General features: G+C 42.0%; 12 protein-coding genes. 11 read left to right on the top strand and 1 reads right to left on the bottom strand.

Translation table 11 applies throughout. The features are described 5' to 3' along the window. The first annotated feature begins 2 nt into the window (after positions 1-2). From PHU20_RS18230 to PHU20_RS18215, 4 genes are all read left to right on the top strand, one after another. The gene (locus PHU20_RS18230) at positions 3-920 is read left to right on the top strand and encodes a polyprenyl-phosphate transporter (RefSeq protein WP_274826847.1); all 918 of its coding nucleotides are present in this window, start codon (positions 3-5) and stop codon (positions 918-920) included. A 12-nt stretch (positions 921-932) separates the two neighbouring features. Further along, positions 933-1,946, top strand: a complete 1,014-nt coding sequence (locus PHU20_RS18225) for a DUF368 domain-containing protein (protein ID WP_274826846.1) — start codon at positions 933-935, stop codon at positions 1,944-1,946. Then, positions 1,924-2,673, top strand: a complete 750-nt coding sequence (locus PHU20_RS18220; protein ID WP_274826845.1) for a shikimate dehydrogenase family protein — start codon at positions 1,924-1,926, stop codon at positions 2,671-2,673. The genes PHU20_RS18225 and PHU20_RS18220 overlap by 23 nt, the downstream gene beginning before the upstream one ends. Before the next feature lie 93 nt (positions 2,674-2,766). Further along, positions 2,767-4,827, top strand: coding sequence for a DUF349 domain-containing protein (locus tag PHU20_RS18215; protein WP_274826844.1), 2,061 nt, complete (start codon positions 2,767-2,769; stop codon positions 4,825-4,827). Between the two features lie 150 nt (positions 4,828-4,977). Here PHU20_RS18215 and PHU20_RS18210 read toward each other — a convergent pair whose 3' ends face one another. Continuing rightward, positions 4,978-5,403: a CBS domain-containing protein gene (locus PHU20_RS18210; protein ID WP_274826843.1), complete on the bottom strand. Its 426-nt coding sequence runs from the start codon at positions 5,401-5,403 to the stop codon at positions 4,978-4,980. A 294-nt stretch (positions 5,404-5,697) separates the two neighbouring features. Here PHU20_RS18210 and PHU20_RS18205 point away from each other — a divergent pair, with 294 nt between their 5' ends. The 7 genes from PHU20_RS18205 (at position 5,698) to PHU20_RS18175 (ending at position 20,376) form a co-directional block, all read left to right on the top strand. Then, complete coding sequence (locus PHU20_RS18205; RefSeq protein ID WP_274826842.1) at positions 5,698-8,490, top strand: helix-turn-helix and ligand-binding sensor domain-containing protein; 2,793 nt, start codon at positions 5,698-5,700, stop codon at positions 8,488-8,490. Between the two features lie 332 nt (positions 8,491-8,822). Further along, positions 8,823-11,900 (top strand): SusC/RagA family TonB-linked outer membrane protein, encoded by a 3,078-nt coding sequence (locus tag PHU20_RS18200; RefSeq protein WP_274826841.1) that lies wholly within the window; start codon positions 8,823-8,825, stop codon positions 11,898-11,900. Between the two features lie 10 nt (positions 11,901-11,910). Further along, complete coding sequence (locus PHU20_RS18195) at positions 11,911-13,374, top strand: RagB/SusD family nutrient uptake outer membrane protein (RefSeq protein ID WP_274826840.1); 1,464 nt, start codon at positions 11,911-11,913, stop codon at positions 13,372-13,374. Positions 13,375-13,392: 18 nt separating this feature from the next. Next, positions 13,393-15,435: a PKD domain-containing protein gene (locus PHU20_RS18190; RefSeq protein WP_274826839.1), complete on the top strand. Its 2,043-nt coding sequence runs from the start codon at positions 13,393-13,395 to the stop codon at positions 15,433-15,435. Positions 15,436-15,459: 24 nt separating this feature from the next. Then, entirely contained in the window at positions 15,460-17,085 is a 1,626-nt protein-coding gene (locus PHU20_RS18185) for a glycoside hydrolase family 16 protein (protein ID WP_274826838.1), read from the top strand. A gap of 170 nt (positions 17,086-17,255) precedes the next feature. Continuing rightward, a complete protein-coding gene (locus PHU20_RS18180; protein WP_274826837.1) occupies positions 17,256-18,770 on the top strand; it encodes a glycoside hydrolase family 30 protein in 1,515 nt (504 codons plus the stop codon). A gap of 64 nt (positions 18,771-18,834) precedes the next feature. Continuing rightward, a complete protein-coding gene (locus tag PHU20_RS18175) occupies positions 18,835-20,376 on the top strand; it encodes a sugar porter family MFS transporter (protein ID WP_274826836.1) in 1,542 nt (513 codons plus the stop codon). Positions 20,377-20,463: the final 87 nt, after the last annotated feature.

The raw sequence follows: 20,463 nt of genomic DNA, 5'->3' as shown, positions 1-20,463 counted from the left end.
CTATGGAAAATCGAAACTTACTCCAGTATATATTCGTCACCCTAAAAGGAATCGCTATGGGCGCCGCAGATGTGGTTCCCGGGGTTTCAGGGGGCACCATCGCTTTTATATCCGGAATTTATGAAGAATTGATCACCTCGATCAACAACCTGAACCCTTCCCTGATCAAGGTTTGGAAAGCGGAAGGTTTCAAGGTTTTTTGGCAAAAAATCAATGGCAATTTCCTTTTGGCCTTGTTTTTAGGCATTTTCATAAGTCTATTTTCGTTGGCCACTTTAGTAAGTTGGCTGTTGGAAAACGAGCCCATTTTGCTTTGGTCGTTCTTTTTTGGGCTGGTTGCGGCCAGTATTTTTTTCGTTGGCAAGGAAATTACCAAATGGAATTTATCCACAGCCTTGACATTGCTATTCGGTGCGGCGTTGGCTTATTTTATAACCACTTTACCGGCTTCCGAGAATTCCACTAGCCTCCCCTACCTATTTCTATCCGGGGCTTTGGCAGTATGTGCCATGATCCTTCCCGGAATTTCGGGTGCATTCATCCTAGTGTTATTGGGATCCTACAAGACCATTCTCGATGCCGTCCATGAAAGGGATCTTAAAATTGTCATCACGGTTGCGCTTGGGGCCATATTCGGGCTTTTGAGCTTTGCAAAGCTCCTTAAATGGATGTTCAGCAACTACAAAAACCTGACCTTGGCTTTACTGACCGGCTTCATACTAGGTTCACTGAACAAAATATGGCCTTGGAAATTCATTCTGGAATCCAAGACCATCGGTGATAAGGTCATTACCCTCAAAGAACAGAATGTATCCCCGTTCGGCTACGAAGGCGATCCACAGTTAATGTTTGCCATTATTGCCGCGATCATCGGTTTTTCCCTTATTTTTATACTGGAAAAACTCGCCTCAAAAAAATAATCATTTAACCCTATGTACGAGCCTAGAACATTTTTGGATAAATTGTTTTTGGTCATCAAGGGCCTTGCCATGGGCGCCGCCAACAAAGTACCTGGCGTTTCCGGGGGTATTGTGGCTTTCGTAGGCGGATTCTATGAAGAATTCATCTATTCCCTTCAGAAAATAAACCTAAAAGCCTTTAAACTACTGTTCAACGGTAGGTTCAGAAGCTTTTATCGTTATGTAAATGGTCAATTTTTGGGACTCCTTGTTTTTGGAATGCTCGTAAGTTATTTCAGTGTTTCCAAAATACTTGATTATTTCTTGGAACGCAACGAACTATTTGTTTGGGCCTCTTTTTTCGGCATGATCTTGGGTTCTATCTACTTTATTTCAAAAGATTTCGAACACTGGAACAAAAAAACGCTCCCCGCGGGCATTTTAGGCCTCATCGTTGGTGTATCTATCAGTTTTTTGAGTCCGGCCAAGGAAAACGACAATCTCTGGTTCATTTTTTTATGTGGAATGATCAGTGTTTCGGGCATGACCCTTCCCGGGCTTTCAGGTTCTTTCATCCTTATACTTCTCGGTAATTATGTGCTGCTCCTTGTCGATTCGGTGAATGCCCTTTACGACTCCATGGCAGAAATCCTACGGGGCGATTTTAGTTTCGTTAAAAACGACGAAAGGCTCGAGACCTTGAAAATCCTGGCCGTATTCACTACCGGTTCGGCTACGGGTCTGGTTACCCTATCGCACATTCTAACCTATGTACTAAAACACTATAAACATATCACCACGGCGGTAATCATCGGATTCATAACAGGTTCTTTAGGGGTCGTTTGGCCCTGGAAACGTACCATCTTTAAAACCAATGAGGCCGGACAGGTGATTTTTGATTCCAATGGCAAAGAGATTATCCTGAATTACGAAAGGTACCTGCCCGATTTCTCGAGCAGCGAAACTTGGTGGGCTGTTTTCTTCGTCATTGTCGGTATTTTGATATTATTAGGTTTGGAATGGTATGGAAACAATAGAAAAAAATAAATACGGACTGGTAGGAAAGAATATATCCTACTCATTTTCGGAAGGGTACTTTGCGCAAAAATTCAAGGATTTAGGGTTAACCGGGTATTCTTACCGCAATTTCGATCTTTCCCAAATCGATGAATTTGAAAAACTGATCTTGGAAAACAAGGGCCTTAAAGGCCTCAATGTTACCATTCCTTATAAAGAGGCCGTAATGCCCTATTTGGATAAACTCGATAAAAAAGCAAAAAAAATAGGGGCCGTAAACACCATAAAATTCACTAAAAAGGGATTAAAAGGGTACAATACCGATATTTACGGATTCAAAAAATCGATAAAACCTTTTTTAAAAAAACACCATAAACGAGCCTTGATCCTAGGTACGGGAGGTGCCTCGAAAGCCGTTGCATTCGTATTCAAGGAATTGGGAATCAAATTCAAATTCGTTTCAAGGAGCCCTAAAAAAAATCAGTTGCAGTATACCGATTTGAATGAAAAATTGATGGAAAAATATACGGTCTTGGTCAACTGTACCCCTTTGGGCACCTTCCCCGATATTAAGGAAAAACCAACGATTCCGTATGCTTTTATCTCGGACAGGCACTTGCTTTTCGATTTGATCTACAACCCCGAAAAAACGGCCTTTCTCCAAGAAGGGGAAAAACAAGGGGCAATGATCCGCAACGGATTAAGAATGCTTGAATTACAAGCGGAAAAATCCTGGAAAATCTGGAATTCGAAGTAACTTTACCAAAAAAGAAATGGTATTAACTTTGGATTTCCTTCCGTTGTTAGTATATTACAATAGCATTCTTAAGCAGATCTAACACGAATTACAATGCAAGAAGATAAAGACCGAGAACTACAAGAAACTGTAGATGGAGAGAAAGTTTCAGAAACTACCGAACCCATAAAAGAGACTTCGGAGAAAAGCCCTGAAAATACAGTAGAGAACAACCATTCGATTACCCCTACGGAAACACCCGAAAGCACCGAAAATGCTTTGCCGGAAACTGCTCCGGACGGGGGATCCGACCATGGGGAAGAAGAGGTCATGAATGAAATCGACGAATCGAACGCAGAAGATGCCGAGGACCAGGACAACCAACACAGACATGATATCCCCATATTGGATTACCATGCCATGTCTATGGAAAATCTGGTAGGGGAATTGCAGCGATTGGTCAAAAATGAAAAAGTACAAGCCATTAAAAAGCATGTAGAAGGAATCAAATATGAATTTGACCTGAAATTCCAGGAATTCATTGAAGGGAAAAAAGAGGACTTTATCAGCAATGGCGGCAATGAGATAGATTTTAAGTATAACTCGGTTACAAAAAGGCAATATAACGAGGTCTATTCCGAGTATCGTGAAAAACGAAACCAATATTACAAATCGCTCGAAAATAGTTTAAAGGAAAATTTAGCGAACAGATTGGCCCTCATCGAAGAACTAAAAAGTTTGGTGAATGTTGAGGAAGATATCAACACCACATACAAACACTTTAAGGAAGTTCAGGAAAAATGGCGAAATGCAGGCCCTGTTCCCCGTAATAATTACAATGATGTTTGGCGTACCTACCAACACCATATCGAAATTTTCTATGATTTTCTACATATAAACAGGGAATTGCGAGACCTTGATTTTAAGCATAACCTGGAAGAAAAGCTGAAATTGATCGATCGGGCGGAAGCATTGGAAAAAGAAGGAGATCTAAACAAGGCATTCCGCGAATTGCAGACCCTGCATAAAATATGGAAAGAGGATGTTGGACCGGTTGATAAAGAACACCGTGAAGAAATATGGGAACGCTTTAGCAATGCTACGAAGGTACTGCACCAAAGAAGACAGGATTATTACAAGGACCTTGAAAAGATCCACGAACAAAACCTTGAAAAAAAGAAAGAGATTATCAATGCCATCCAAGGTATTGCCGATAATATCGCCACCAACCACAGGGCAATTCAACAGCAAATAAAACAAATCGAAGAATTGCGGGACGCCTTCTTCAAAGCGGGTAAAGTTCCCCAAAAAGTAAATGAACAAACTTGGGCGGAATTTAAAGAGGCGGTACGAAGTTTCAACAGGAATAAAAATGCCTATTACAAAAACCTAAAAAAGGAACAACAGGAGAATCTTGATAAAAAACGGGAATTGCTGAAACTTGCCATTTCATTGAAAGATAGTGAGCGTACGGAGAAAACCACTTCCGAGATGAAGCGGATTCAAAGTGACTGGAAAAAGATAGGCCACGTTCCCCGTAAGTATTCCGACAAAATATGGAAAGAGTTCAAAGACGCCTGTAACCATTATTTCGATCGTTTGCACGCTTCGAAAAACGAGGCCTACAAGGAAGAAATGGAAAACTTCGAAAAAAAGAGCGATTGTCTTGACCGTCTAAAAGCCTTTGAACTAACTGGGAAAAGGGAGGCCGATCTGGCAACCATAAAATCATTTATCGAAGAGTGGAAAACCTATGGCCGGGTGCCTTTTAATAAAAAGAACATCAATCAAAAGTTCAATAAGATATTGGATGCCATCTTCAAGAAATTGGATGTTGACCGACAAGAATCGGAACTTCTGAGATATGGCAACAAAATACAGCAATTGGCCAATGCGGACAATGATAGGGCCTTTGCCAATGAACGTTCTTTCATCCGTAAAAAAATAGAGGAAAGCAAAAATGAAATTCGCCAACTGGAGAACAATCTTCAATTTTTCTCCAATGCCTCCGAGGACAATCCCTTGGTTCAGGATGTGATCAAAAAAGTTGAAAAACACAGGGAATCGTTGGATACCTGGAAGGCCAAGTTGAAAAAATTGACCATAATGCAGCGTAATCTGGAAAAAGAAGATACCGATGAGGACGAAATGGATCCCTCTGAAGCGGACGAATAAAAATATTTGGCCTTTACTCCGAGGTACATTCCGTTTAAAAAACGGTTAATCCATACTAAAACCTAATAAAAAAAAGACGAAACGGAATTCCGTTTCGTCTTTTTTTTACCGCACTATGCCACCAAGAATCCCAAACAGGTTGTCCCGGCTTTAATCTTCGTACTGCCGTAGTAAAAAATTGATCAAGTCAGTTGTGGTCACAATACCTTTAAGTTCCCCATCATCCACCACCGGAATGGCATGAAACTCTTTTTTGGATAGTATTTCGGCAACATCCTTTACATGGGTATCCGAAGATACACTGATCAAACTTTTTGCCATTACCTGTTCAATACTGAACATATTGTACACCATGGAATCCACGGTATCCTCATCGTCATAAACCGCATCGGCAAAACTTATACGCAATAAATCGGTATAACTCAGCATACCTATGATCTTAGAACCGGAAACTACAGGTATGTGCCTGATATGATGTTTTCTGAATAAATGCTCGGCTTTCTCAAGATTATCCGACGTATTCAACGTAATGACTTTTTTGGTCATTATTTCTGATATGGGAGTTCCTTTTTTCATAATCGAGGATTTAAGTTCCTTTTTAAAAATACTCAGATTTACTCCGGAAAAGAATGATAAAAATCATGTACAAGGCTTTAAACCACATTCAAATGGCGACTATTCCGCAATGCACCATTGCTTTGAACAGCTCTTTTTTACCCCTTTCCAATTTTAGGACACATAACAGATCATCCGTTTTAACATCAATTAGCAGGTGTTTTAAGGAGTATAGGTCACATTTCGGTATCTTTACAACCTCAATAAATTCCGATTTGGGAAGACACGCTTTACGATATGCACTTGAAGGCCCTTTTGATAATTTTACTTTTTAACAGCATTCATCTTATCGGACAGGAACTGCCTCCGATCATTACCTATCCCCCAGAGACCTACCAGGCCGACAATCAGAATTGGATGCTTTCCCAGAGCACGGATAAAACCATCTTTATCGCCAATAATTCGGGTTTGTTAACGTTTGATGGCGCGCGTTTTAAACTCTATGATTCCCCCAATCGCTCCGTTATACGTTCTGTAAAGGTTATCAATGATTTGGTCTATACCGGATGTTTTATGGAATTCGGTTACTGGAAAAAAAATGAATTCGGCCAACTTGTTTATCATTCTTTGATACCCAAGCTTGAAACGCCACTGATCGATGATGAGCAATTCTGGAATATACTTAAAGTCGGGGATTGGGTTTTATTCCAATCCTTGGACCGTATCTATAGCTACAACACCCTTGATGGATCGTTTACGATCATTGATTCGGAAACCCCAAGGGCACAGATTTTCAATGTGGACAACAGCGTATTTTTCCAAAAAACCAATGAAGGTATTTTTGAAATAAAAAATGGGAATCCGATATCGCTCACCAATGACCCGATCCTTGCCGAAAATCTCGTCATCGCGATTTATAAAAAAGACCAAAAACTCCTTTTTCTATTGGAGAAAGGTGGGTTTTACTTTTTGGAAGAAAAGGGATTAAGAAAATGGAATATCGAAGCAGACCAGGAATTGGCCTCGATAAAATTATTCAGCAGTATCCAATTGAGTGACGGTAGTTTTGCCCTAGGCAGCATAACCAATGGCGTTTACCATCTAGATAAGACCGGCAAGATCATAAACGCGATCAATAAAGAAAAAGGACTTTACAACAACACTGTACTGTCTATGTTCGAAGATCTGGACCAAAACCTATGGCTTGGTTTGGATAATGGTCTAAGTGTGATCAACTACAACTCCCCATTTAAGGAATACAACGATCTTAAGGGAAAGATCGGAAATGTTTATGCCGCTAAAATTTTTAATGGTCTATTATATATAGGCACCAACCAAGGTCTTTTTTACAAAGAGGCGAATACGCAGCACCCTTTTCGATTGATCGCCGGTACCCAAGGGCAAGTATGGGGTTTGGTTGAACAGGACGGCAGCTTGTTTTGCGGCCATAATAATGGCACCTATATGGTGAAAAATACAACTGCGGAACTCATATGCGAATCGACAGGAACATGGAATATAAAGAAAATCGAGGGGCATGACAACCTATTGTTACAAGGCAACTATGATGGTTTGAATATTCTTGAAAAGGTAAACGGGAAATGGCGCCCAAGGAACAAATTGGAGGGTTTCAATTATTCAAGCAGATTTTTCGAATTCATCGACACCTATGAGATAATCGTTAACAATGAATATAAAGGAATCTATAAATTAACCGTCGATCCCGATTTCAAGACCATACTCAAAGTGCAAAATGATCCTGCCGATGGGTTTGGATCAAGCTTGGTCCTTCATGATAACAGTTTATACTACACAGAAAACTCGAATCAAAAGATCCTGAGATACAATTACGAACAAGATGGTTTCGAGACCGATACCGTCCTCTCAAAAATGTTCTATATCCCAAATGACAATTTAAACGGTATTTTAATCCCAGATCCCGAAAACAAAAGGCTCTGGGGTTTCAGTGAAAAAAACATCGTATATACCACCCCGGGTAAATTCAGTAATTCACCCGAAGTGGTAAAGGTTCCCATTTCCACGAAATTCAGACGAAGTATCGGTATTTCGGGATTTGAGCATATTGCCCATTTAAAGGACAACACCTATTTGATCGGTGGATCTAATGGCTATACCCTCCTAGACCTGAACAAGGTCAAAACCAAAAAACATACCATCAGGATTTCCTCGGTACAGAAAGAATTCCTAAATGCGCCCCAAGAAGAGATTGCATTGAACCCTGGACAAGAATTGGCATATACGGAGAACGATCTGGAATTCTCATTCAGTTCCCCCAACTATGATAAATACGCGGAAGTTACCTATCAATACAAACTTGAGGGACTTAACGACCAATGGAGCAGTTGGATCACGCATCCGGACATCTCTTTTGAAAATTTGAGTTTTGGGGATTATACCTTTAAAGTAAGATCAAAAATAGGCGACCGTATGTCCGAGAACATAGCGAGTTTCCCTTTCGTTATCCAAAGACCTTGGTATTATTCCAATATTGCCATCACCTGTTATATCCTCGCTTTTATTTTAATTTCCTTCCTGATCCATAAATTATACAAATCGTACTATAAAAGGCAAAATGCCAAAATTCTTAAGGAAAACACCAAAAAGCTAAAGCGAAAAAAGCTAAAGGCACAAAGTAAGATCATAGAAATCAAGAATGAACAATTGCGTCAGGATATAGCGAATAAAAACCGGGAATTGGCCATATCCACCATGAGCATCATAAAAAAGAACGAGTTTTTAAGTATGATCCGGGACCAGCTAAAAGAAAATGGCGACCATCCAAAGATCAAATCGGTTATTAGGACCATCAATCAAAATATCAACAACAAAGATGACTGGTCATTTTTCGAAGAGGCCTTCAAAAATGCCGATAAAGATTTCCTGAAAAAGATAAAAAAAATACATCCGGAATTAACCCCGAACGATTTAAAGCTTTGTGCGTATTTGCGATTGAACCTGTCTTCGAAGGAAATCGCACCTTTACTGAATATTTCGGTACGAAGCGTGGAAGTAAAGCGCTATAGGCTCCGTAAAAAGATGCAGCTTCAACACGAATCGGGTCTAACGGACTACATTTTGAACCTATAGGCCATACACCCCCCTACAACACCACCTCAACATTACCTATACAAAAACGATTTCGTAGGCCAATCAGCTGCATTCCAACAACTTCAAATTCCTTGCGTACCTATATAAGTTACAAGGAAAACAAGTGCGAATAACGCATTTTAAGCTCTTTTTTTTGAGATGTATGTTTTTTGTTGTGGTCATTTTTAAGGAATCCTTAACTCTTGGCGTTAAATTTACCTTAATAAAAAGTAATCATAAATGAAATGCGCATAACGACTTTCTCAACGCAAAAGGAAACCTTGTTTATGCGAATTCCATCTGAAGAATTAAAAACTAACAAAAATTAACAGATGAAGTCAAAAATTTTATTTCTCTCATTATTCTTGGTCGCATCGTTTACATTTGGTCAAACGACCAATGTTTCCGGTACGGTATCGGATTCGGGTAACATGCCTATTCCAGGTGTAAATGTTATCGTGAAAAACACGACAAAGGGAACCGCAACAGATTTTGATGGTATGTTTGCCTTAGATGATGTTCCCATTAACTCAACCTTGGTTTTTTCCTATCTGGGGTTCCAAACCCAAGAGGTTGTAGTGACCCGTGGTAACCAAACCATTAACGTGACACTGACCGAAGATGCGGAAGCATTGGAAGAAGTGGTGGTTATTGGTTATGGTACGCAAAAAGTAAGTAAGATTTCCGGTGCGGTCTCTACCGTAAAAAGGGAAAATCTCGAAAAACTCAATGCAGTCAGGGCAGATGACGCCTTACAAGGGCAAGCTTCCGGTGTAAACGTTATCGGAGCCGGTTCTCCCGGTTCAAAACCTACGGTCTTGATACGGGGTATCCCTTCGTATACAGGTACCGATCCACTTGTCGTTATCGATGGTGTTACGCAAACCTTGGATGACCTGAATTCATTGAACACTTCTGATATTGAATCCATCAACGTATTGAAAGATGCCGCTTTATCGGCTATATACGGGGTAAAAGGTGGTAATGGTGTAATTGTTGTAAAGACAAAATCAGGTAAACGGAACACCAAGACGACATTTTCCCTTAATTCTTCCTACGGACTACAGCAAGTAATCAACAAAATCGATGTATTGAATGCCAGTCAATATGTTGCCATTTTAAATGAAGCCAGTGCCAATGCCGGTGAAGGAATCATTTTCAGTGATATATCCGGCTATGGCAAAGGAACCGATTGGCAGGAAGAAGTCTTTAAAACGGCACCGATCACCACTCATAATTTATCTGCCCAAGGGGGTAGTGAACTTACCTCTTATTTCGTTTCCGCGGGGTATATGAGCCAAGAAGGTATTGTTGGAGGTGGGGACAAATCCTACTTCGACAGGGTTAACTTTACCGCCAACTTTGATACGGATATGACCGATAAATTAAAGTTGATCTCCAATACAAGTTATGCCAACATCAAGGGCAGCAGTATCGCTGAAAACAGTATCACAGGGGTTCTTTCAAATGCATTGAACATGGATCCTACCGTTCCCGTATATGATGAGGATGGTAATTACGGGGTAAGTGAAACGATAACCCAAGAGATTGTAAACCCGGTTGCACTTATAGCCAACACCTATAACAAGTCCAACACCAACAAGCTCACCGGGAAATTGGAATTGCAATATGACGTATTGGACAACCTGAAGTTCACTTCCAGGTTCGGGTATACCTATGTAGACGTATATTCAAAGAATTTTTACCCCTTGGTATACTATGGAACAGGCCATAATTCAACGACGGCGAATGCAGATCTATCTGCGATAACCACCACGGATGATGATGGCAATGAAACCGACCTCTATAGTAACAGGGTTTCCGAATCCAGAACGAATTACTTCAACTTCACCTACGAAATGTTCGCCAATTACAACTTCAACATCGGTGATGACCATGCTTTTGAAACGGTATTGGGTATGGCAATAGGCAAGAATACCGGGGATAATATCACCGCAAGTGCTGAGGATATTCCTTTTAACTCTTGGAAGTACGCAGATGTTTCCGCTTCTACCGATTCAGAATCGGACACCTCTAGCTCATGGCAATATGAGACAAGGAACATATCCTATTTCACTAGGATCAACTATGACTTTATGAATAGGTATTTACTGTCGTTCACAGGTCGTATAGATGGTTCAACAAACTTTGGTGAAAACAACAAATTCGGGTTCTTCCCATCCGCATCCCTAGGATGGTTGGTTTCCGAAGAAGAATTCTTCAATCCGGGAGTGATGACCTATTTTAAACTTAGGGGTAGTTATGGTACGGTCGGTAATGACAACATCGAGGCACAGTATTCGACCATCTCAACCTTCCCTTCCTACACTTTTGGTAATGAAATAGCTAGTGGATCCACTTTGGAAACGATTCCAAATGAAGATGTTTCATGGGAAAATCAAATTCAATACAATATAGGTTTTGACACCAGATTGTTCGATAATAAATTGAGCATATCGGCTGACTACTTCAATAAAACGGTAGACGATTTATTGTTCGACCCCACCTTGTCTTTATACCTCGGATCTCCTGAATATCCAACCACCAATATCGGTAAAACCAGTAGTTATGGTATTGATGCCAGTATCGGCTATAATAGCGAGTTCGGGGACAATTTTAAACTGAGCACCAATGTTAGTTTTACCACCTCGGTCAATGAAGTTAAGGAAATCAACAACGGTAACAAATACATAGACGGTTCAGGTTATGGTATCCCCTATACCTATATAACCCGTTTTGAGGAAGGCTATTCCCCAGGATATTTCTACGGTTACAAAACCGATGGTATTTTCCAAAACCAAAGTGAAATCGATGCCCATGCTACACAAGATGGCGCTGTTCCCGGCGATATCCGTTTCGTGGATGTCAATGGAGATGGGGAAATCGATGATGACGACAGAACGGAAATCGGAGATCCTTTCCCCGACTTTACGGTAGGATGGAACTTGGCTTTGGATTATAAGAATTTCGACTTCAACGTATTTACCTACGCCTCTGTAGGAAATGATATCTACAGGGCTTATGAAAGAAACCTGAACTATACGAACCGTTTTGCATCCGTTTTGGACCGATGGACCGGTGAAGGTACGAGTTATTCCGAACCAAGGGTAACCTTCGTAGATGACAATAACAACACTAGGGCTTCAGACAGATACATAGAAGACGGCAGTTTCATCAAGATCAAGAACATCCAATTAGGGTATAAAATACCCGATGATGTCGTAAAGAAAAATGGTTTGGATCAGATACGGATTTATGGTCAAGTGAAAAACGCCTTTGTTTTCACCGATTATTCGGGATATGACCCGGAAATTTCCAATGGGGACGATTCAGTACTGGATACCGGTGTTGATAGGGGTACTTACCCACAACCTAGAGTTTGGACACTTGGTATAAATGTTAAATTCTAATAAAAAAGACATGAAAATATTTAAAAATATAGCGCTAATCGGGTTATTGATGGTAACGGCATATTCCTGTACGGAATATGTGGATTATGACCCTGCAGAAAATTATGAGATCGTTGCTGACATCTATTTTGAGTCTTCAGACGATTATGAATCTGCCGTAGTGGGTACTTATGACCCATTGCAATGGATGTACCTAAATATATTGATCGGTGATATTGCATCGGATAATTCATTATGTGGTGGTGAGAGTGCCACGGATGTTGTCGGTTTACAGGAAATCGATGATATGACCCATTATGCCAGTAATGACAACCTAACCTCCATTTGGACGTGGTGTTATGAAGGGATCAACCGGGCAAATTACTTAGAGGAAAACAAGGAAAAACTCGAATTTGACGGTAAGGCCGCCCTTTATGGCGAAGTTTACTTCCTTAGGGCCTACTATTATTTTGAATTGGTGAAATTCTTTGGGGATGTGCCTTTGTTTACCGAATATAGGTTGACAGCATCGGACTCCGGAACTTTAGAGCGTTCCGAGGCATCGGTTGTCTATGCGCAAATAGAAACCGACCTATTGAATGCCATAGATGCATTGCCTACAACAGTCAGTCAATCGGGCAGGGTTACCAAATATGCCGCTCAGGCCTTACTGGGTAAAGTGTATTTGTACCAAGATAAATTTACCGAATCCGCTGAGGTTTTGGAAAACGTAATCGGCAAGTATACTTTGGTATCGGATTACGCCAGTCAATTCCTTTCCTCTGGGGAAAATGGTACCGAATCCGTTTTTGAGGTGCAACATTCAAGTGCATCCGAATGGTGGGATTGGGGTTACACCCCTCAAGGTACCGAAGGTAACTATGGTATAATACATAACGGACCAAGGGGTTTCAGTGGACCTACATATGCTTCCGGATGGAGTTTTAACGTACCTACCGAAGATCTGTACAACTCCTATGATGAAAACGATACAAGAAGGGACGCTTCCATCTTGGATATGGAAGCCTTTGCAGAAGCCAACGACGCTTCCTATACCGAAGGGTATGAGCATACAGGGTACTATAACCATAAATATATTCCTAGAGCCGGGGAAAGTGATGCGCAAACAGAACTGAACTATGGCACCAACTATAGATCTATCCGCTATGCCGATGTATTGTTGATGGCTGCCGAAGCCAACAATAGAGGGGGCGTAAGTGATACTAAGGCCCAGGAATACTTGAATGAAGTCAGACGTAGGGCCTTTGGGGACACGGACCATGATATTACGGCCACAGGTTCTACCTTGACCGATGCCATTTGGGCCGAGCGGAATTTTGAACTTGCCATGGAAGGGCACCGATTCTTCGATTTGGTACGGACAGGTGAAGCCGCAGACGTTATCGATGGTTTTGTGGAAGGAAAACACGAAGTGTTCCCCATTCCCCAACAGGAAATCGATATTTCGAATTTAACCCAAAACGACGGCTATTAATAACAAAAAGACTTAATTATGAAAACATTGAAATATATTCTAAGTGCTATTGTTGTTTTTTCCGCTCTTTGGGGCTGTGAGGACGACAACTTTGACAACGTTGATTTTATTGACTCAGCGGTAGCACCCACAAATGTATCGGCGTTATTTAGTGTAACGCAGGATAATACGGGTGATGTAACGATTACGCCAAATAGTGAGGGCGCGGTTAGTTATGGGATCGATTATGGCGATGCTTCAGAGGTTGCGACCCTGGAGCAAGGGGAAAATACATCACATACCTATGCAGAAGGTTCCTATAGCGTGGTAATCACCGCTTACGGTATTACCGGTTTAAGCTCGGATACCACCTTACCTTTGGAGGTTTCCTTCAATGCCCCTGAAAATTTGGAGGTTTCCATTTCAAACGATGAAGCGGTATCCAAACAGGTCAATGTAACCGCAACTGCTGATTACGCCATTACTTACGATGTTTACTTTGGTGAAGAAGGCAATGATGATCCCGTTTCGGCCAATATCGGGGATACCGTATCCTATATATACGATGAGGCAGGAACCTATACCATTACGGTAGTGGCAAAAGGTGCCGCCATTGAGACAACGGAGTACACCACTACTTTCGATGCGGTTGCCATTTTACAGCCGATATCCTCGGCTGCTACGCCACCAACCAGAAATGCCGACGATGTAATTTCTGTCTACAGTGCTAAGTATACCGATATTTCCGGGGTCGATTTTAACCCGGATTGGGGACAATCAGGACAGGGAAGTAGCTATGCGGAATTCGATTTGAATGGGGATACCATGTTACAATACATTAACCTTAGTTACCAAGGGGTCCAATTTGCCGCAGCTGAGGACTTAACGGAAATGGAGTACTTACATATGGATATTTGGACGGCAGATGTAACCACCATCGAAACCTCGTTGATCAGTGCAACGAATGGGGAAAAACCGGTAACATCGACCTTAACGGCCGATCAATGGACAAGTATCGATATTCCAATTTCAGACTTTACGGATCAGGGATTGACCGTAGCCGATATCCATCAACTTAAATTTGTCGGTGCGCCATGGGCCGCAGGTACCGTATTCATCGATAACATTTATTTCTACAGGGCATCTACCGCTGCGGTAAGTGGATCGCTTCCCATAGATTTTGAATCGGACTATGCATTTAGCTCCTTTGATGGTGGGTCGATTGCCACCGTCGAAAATCCGGATACTTCAGGCAATACCTCAGCTACGGTTGCCGAACTGATCAAAGGTGCCGGTCAAACTTGGGCTGGATCCAAAATAACCGTTGAAGAGCCCTTTGATGTTTCCGAAAATACCGTCGTGACCATGAAGGTCTGGTCCCCTAGGGTCGGATTGGATGTATTGATGAAATTCGAGGACGACGTTGTATGGCCCGACACCTCTGCTACCGATGAAATTACGGTAGCCACTACAGTGGCCAATGCTTGGGAAGAACTATCATTTACCATTACAGGTGTTGATTCCAGCCTATCTTATTACAATTTGGTGTTGATTATGGATAATGGTACCGTAGGTGATGGCAGTAGTGATTATACCCTCTATATCGATGATATTTCGGTAGCCTCATTCTTGGATTTTGAAGCGGATTATGCCATGAGTTCCTTTGATGGCGGATCGATCGCTACCGTTGAAAATCCGGATACTTCCGGAAATACATCGGCTACGGTCGCCGAATTGATCAAAGGTGACGGTCAAACCTGGGCTGGATCCAAAATAACCGTGGAAGAACCTTTCGACATTGAGGAAGGCAGCACGATCAAGATCAAAGTTTGGTCGCCACGGGCCGGTTTGAATTTATTGGTGAAATTCGAAGATGACGTTGCTTGGCCAGATACCGCTGCAACCGATGAAATTACGGTAGCCACTACCGTTGCCAATACTTGGGAGGAATTAACCTATACCCTTACCGGTGTTGATTCGAGCATCGACTATTACAATTTGGTATTGATCATGGATAATGGAACCATGGGAGATGGCACCAGTAATTATACCATTTATGTTGATGATATTTCACAAAACTAATAAGTCTAAATAATAAAGGTACTTATGAAAAATAGTAGCACATTTTATAAAACCATTTTCCTCGTTTTCGCGATTCTATTGATGTCGTGCGAAGAAAATAATTACGAATTCGGTGACATAGTTGCACCGTCAGACCTGCAGGTAACTGCGGATATCCAAGGATTGGATACAGATAACCCCTATGGTGACGGGACAGGTAAGGTTAGTTTAACCGCATCCGCTTCCAACGCCATTACCTATAAGTTCATCTATAGTGGTAAGGAAGAAATGGCTCCTTCAGGGGAATTGGAAGTAAGTTTTTCCACCGTAGGGATCAACACCTACGATATTACCGTACAGGCCTATGGAACGGCAGGAACGAGTTCAACCGAAACCGTCCAGATCGAAGTATTGGCAACCTATGAGCCCCCAGAGGATTTATTGGAGATGTTGTACGGAGATGGTGAAAAAACCTGGAGGGTCAAAGCGGAATCCGGTGGTCATTTCGGGGTTGGTCCGGCCGACGGTACTTCTGCCGATTGGTGGTCTGCCAATGCTTATGACAAAGCCGATTTAGGTGCTTATGACGACAGAATAACATTCAAGTCCGATGGTACGGTAACCTATGTGACCAACGAAACGATTTATGGTCAGTCTGGTCCATTATTTGCCGATTTCGGAACTTCTTGGGATGAAAATTCCAACGGGGAATATGAAAACTATCCGGTTTCGGATTTTACCGATACTTGGGAGTTAACGGCTCCGGATGACCAAGAGACCTTAACTTTCAATGGTTATGGATTCCATGGATTTTATGTGGGCGGTGACCACAGTTATCAAATAATCTCCAGAACGGATACCGAAATGTTCGTCAAAACCATTGGTGATGATGGCCTGGGTTGGTTTGGCATATTGACTTCCGAAGATGAACCTACGGATGAAGAAGCTACCGTTGATGTCACGTATTCCACCTTGGTTTGGTACGATGAATTCGATACTGATGGAAGTCCTGATTCAGCCAATTGGACCTATGATTTAGGAACCGGTACCGACGGATGGGGAAATAATGAATCCCAATATTACACCGATAGGACCGATAACGTATCGATTTCGGATGGTACTTTGAAGATTACCGCCAAAAAGGAAAGTTACGAGGGATCGGAATATACTTCCGCCCGGATTTTGACACAAGATCTATTTGAATTCACCTATGGCAGGGTCGATATCCGTGCAAAATTGCCTTCAGGCGGGGGAACTTGGCCCGCACTTTGGATGTTGGGAGCCAATTTTGATACCACCGGATGGCCTGCTTGTGGGGAAATCGATATTATGGAACATGTTGGTAACGACGAAGGTACCGTTCATGGATCGATCCACAACACCTCTAGTTCCGGTGCCACCGTTAATACCGGGGAAGTTACGGTTAGCGATGCTACTTCTGAATTTCATGTGTATTCGGTCAACTGGTCCGAGGATGAAATCTCTTTCTTAGTGGATGATGAAATTTTCTATACGTACAACCCGGATACCAAAGATGGGGACACCTGGCCATTCGATTCCGATCAATTCCTGATCTTGAACGTTGCCATGGGAGGATCTTTCGGTGGTGATATAGATGATGCTTTCACCGAAGCATCGATGGAAGTTGATTACGTTAGGGTATATCAATAAAGATCGAACCCCAATCACGGTTCGAGTAAAGAAAAAGGTTAGTTTCCCAACTAACCTTTTTCTTCCCTATTTTGGGAACAGAAGACAAAAATTCAGTATAATGCACTGTATTTCTGCTCTTTACATTAATTAATTTGGTTTTACGGAAATTAAACCCGAATATCAAAACAATGAAAAACTTAAAAAAAGGTCGTTTGTTCCACAGTGCCATAGGGGTGCTACTTTTACCATTGCTCATGGCTAATTGTACGGGTACGAAGAAGGAAAATAAAGAAACCGTAACAGCCGAACCCAAGCCCGTAATATTATCAATAGAAGGAATGAAAGCGGATATTTACACCACGGCCCACAAATCCGATCTTAAATTGGCAAAGACCGGAACCCTGAACTTTGGTCCCAATAAACAACCCTTGGAAATGGATATTGATATTTATGTAAATCCGAACAAACAATTCCAATCATTGGTAGGCATTGGTGCTGCCTTGACCGATGCCGCAGCGGAGACCTTTTACCGATTATCGGAAGAGAACCAGGAAAGATTCTTGGAAGCCTATTATGACAAAGACAAAGGAATCGGATATTCCTTGGGCCGAACCATTATACATAGTTGCGATTTTTCATCGGGCAGTTATACCTATGTTGAAGAAGGGGACGCCGAACTAAAAACCTTCAATATTGACCATGACCGCCAATACCGATTACCATTTACAAAAAAAGCCATAGCAGCAGCAGGGGGTGATTTGACGATGTACGCCAGCCCTTGGAGTCCACCTGCATTTATGAAGACGAACAACAATATGCTGCAAGGCGGAAAACTAAAACCGGAGTTCTTTCAACCTTGGGCCAATTACTATGTAAAATTCATAGAAGCTTACGAAGCCGAAGGCATACCGATCTGGGGATTGACCATTCAAAACGAGCCCATGGCCGTACAACGATGGGAATCCTGTATCTACACCGCGGAAGAAGAACGCGATTTCCTAAAAAATTATCTGGGCCCCACCTTGGAAAAAGCGAATATGGGTGATAAGAATATTATTGTCTGGGACCATAACAGGGATCTTCTTTTTCAACGGGCAAGTACCATCTTGGACGACCCCGATGCCGCCAAATATGTTTGGGGCACCGGTTTCCATTGGTATGAGGACTGGAAAGACGGCATACCCATGTTCGATCATGTACTAAGGGTAAAGGAAGCCTATCCCGATAAAAACCTGATTTTTACCGAAGGCTGTAATGAAGCCTTTGATATGGCTAAAATAGAAGAACCAAGACTTGCCGAACGTTATGGAAGGTCAATGGTTAACGACTTCAACAATGGCACCGTAGCTTGGACCGATTGGAATATACTTTTGGATGAGACCGGAGGCCCCAACCATGTAGGCAATTTATGTTTTGCCCCTGTCCACGGGAACACGAAAACCGGTGAGCTTATGTTCACCAACTCCTACTACTATATAGGTCATTTTTCAAAATTCATTCGCCCGGGAGCCAAAAGGATCAGTAGTGTTTCGACGGCCAATAGCCTATTGTCAACGGGCTTTTTGAACGAAGATGGAAGCATGGCCATTATCGCCATGAACCAGAGTGACAAAGAACTGGATTACACTATTACCATTGCCGGGAATACGGCAAGTGTATCCATTCCCGCACACGCCATTCAAACCATATTATTATCCGAATAAAAGTCATAAATTATAGAAGCCAAAAGCCAATAAAAAAGGAAAGCAACCATTAAGTATTAAAACCATGCAAAAAAACGATGCTGTACTAAAAACGAATAAACCCTATACTGTTCTAATTAGTTTGATAGTGGCCTTGGGTGGTTTTTTATTGGGATTCGACAGTGCGGTAATCTCAGGAGCCGTTAAAGGCATAACCGTTTATTTTGAAATGACCGATTCGATGCTCGGATTTGCTGTAGGATGTGTCATTTTCGGGGCCATGGCGGGTAATTTATTGGCAGGCCCCATGGCCGACCGCTTTGGAAGAAAAAAAGTCCTGATCATCGTTGCCGCACTTTTTACGATATCCGCTACTTGGTCGGCACTGGCAACCGAGTATACCGAGTTTATCATTGCCAGGATCATCGGGGGCATCGGTATCGGGGGAGCCATTCTGATCGCCCCTATTTACATTGCCGAAATCGCACCGCCCAAATTAAGGGGAAGTTTGGTTTCTTTTAACCAACTGAATATTGTAATCGGGATTTCAGTGGCCTATTTTTCAAATTATTTCCTGGTAAATCTGGAAGGCGAAAGTTGGAGGTGGATGCTCGGGGTGGAAGCCATACCTGCAGCCATCTACTTTCTGTCGCTTTGGACGGTGCCCAAAAGCCCAAGGTGGTTGATCCAAAAATCGGATAAGGTAAATTTGGCCCAAAAGACACTGTCCAAAATCGGCGGGGAAGCCTATGCCGAAGTGACCATCGCGGAAATCCAGAGAGGATTGGCAAAAAAAGAAGAAAAAGGCAAACTCTCCGATTTGGTGAACCCCAAGTATATGACCATCATGATCATCGCCTTGGGCATAGCGTTCTTTCAACAAATTACCGGTATCAATGCCATTTTTTATTATGCCCCCACAATATTTGAACAAGCCGGAGGAAGTACCGATTCGTCCTTTCTTCAGGCCATAGTCGTAGGGTTGACCAATTTAGTCTTTACCTTGGTAGCCATATGGTTGATCGACAGGTTGGGAAGAAAACCTTTATTACTCATTGGCACAACATGTATGACCATTGCACTTTTGTTGGCTGCTTTTGCATTCAACAATGCCACTTATGACTTTAACGACACGACCCTAGACCAAATCGGCAATACCGAAATCAAAATGGCATTGGCCGAGTTGAAAGGTAGTTCTTTTGATAGTCAGGCCGCCTTGTTCAACGAGGTGGAATCCTTATTGGATGCCGATCGGTTTTTGGAATTCAAAAGAAACGAAATCACCAATACCATAAATATCAATGCCTCCTTGGTCTTAATCGCGATCCTACTTTACGTGGCATCTTTTGCCATTTCGCTAGGACCCGTGATGTGGGCCTTGATCTCTGAAATATTCCCTAGTAAAATCAAGGGAATAGCCATTTCGGTGGTAGGTTTTTTCAATTCATTGGTCAGTTTTTCGGTAACACAGGTTTTTCCTTGGGAACTGTCAAATCTTGGACCAACGATGACTTTCGGCCTATATGCCCTACTCTCGTTCTGCGCCATTTTCTTTGTTTACAAATTTGTGGTGGAAACCAAGGGCAGGACATTGGAGGAAGTAGAGGAATTATTAATAAGAAAATAGAACAAACGGTGCATTTTTAATGATGTGCCCTAACATTGAACGACAACAAAAAATCCTTTTCCTATAATTATTACGGAAGGGGTTTTC

It is taken from the genome of Maribacter polysaccharolyticus (assembly GCF_028882255.1).
Taxonomy (GTDB): domain Bacteria; phylum Bacteroidota; class Bacteroidia; order Flavobacteriales; family Flavobacteriaceae; genus Maribacter_A; species Maribacter_A polysaccharolyticus.
This window is presented reverse-complemented; position numbering and strand designations above follow the sequence as displayed.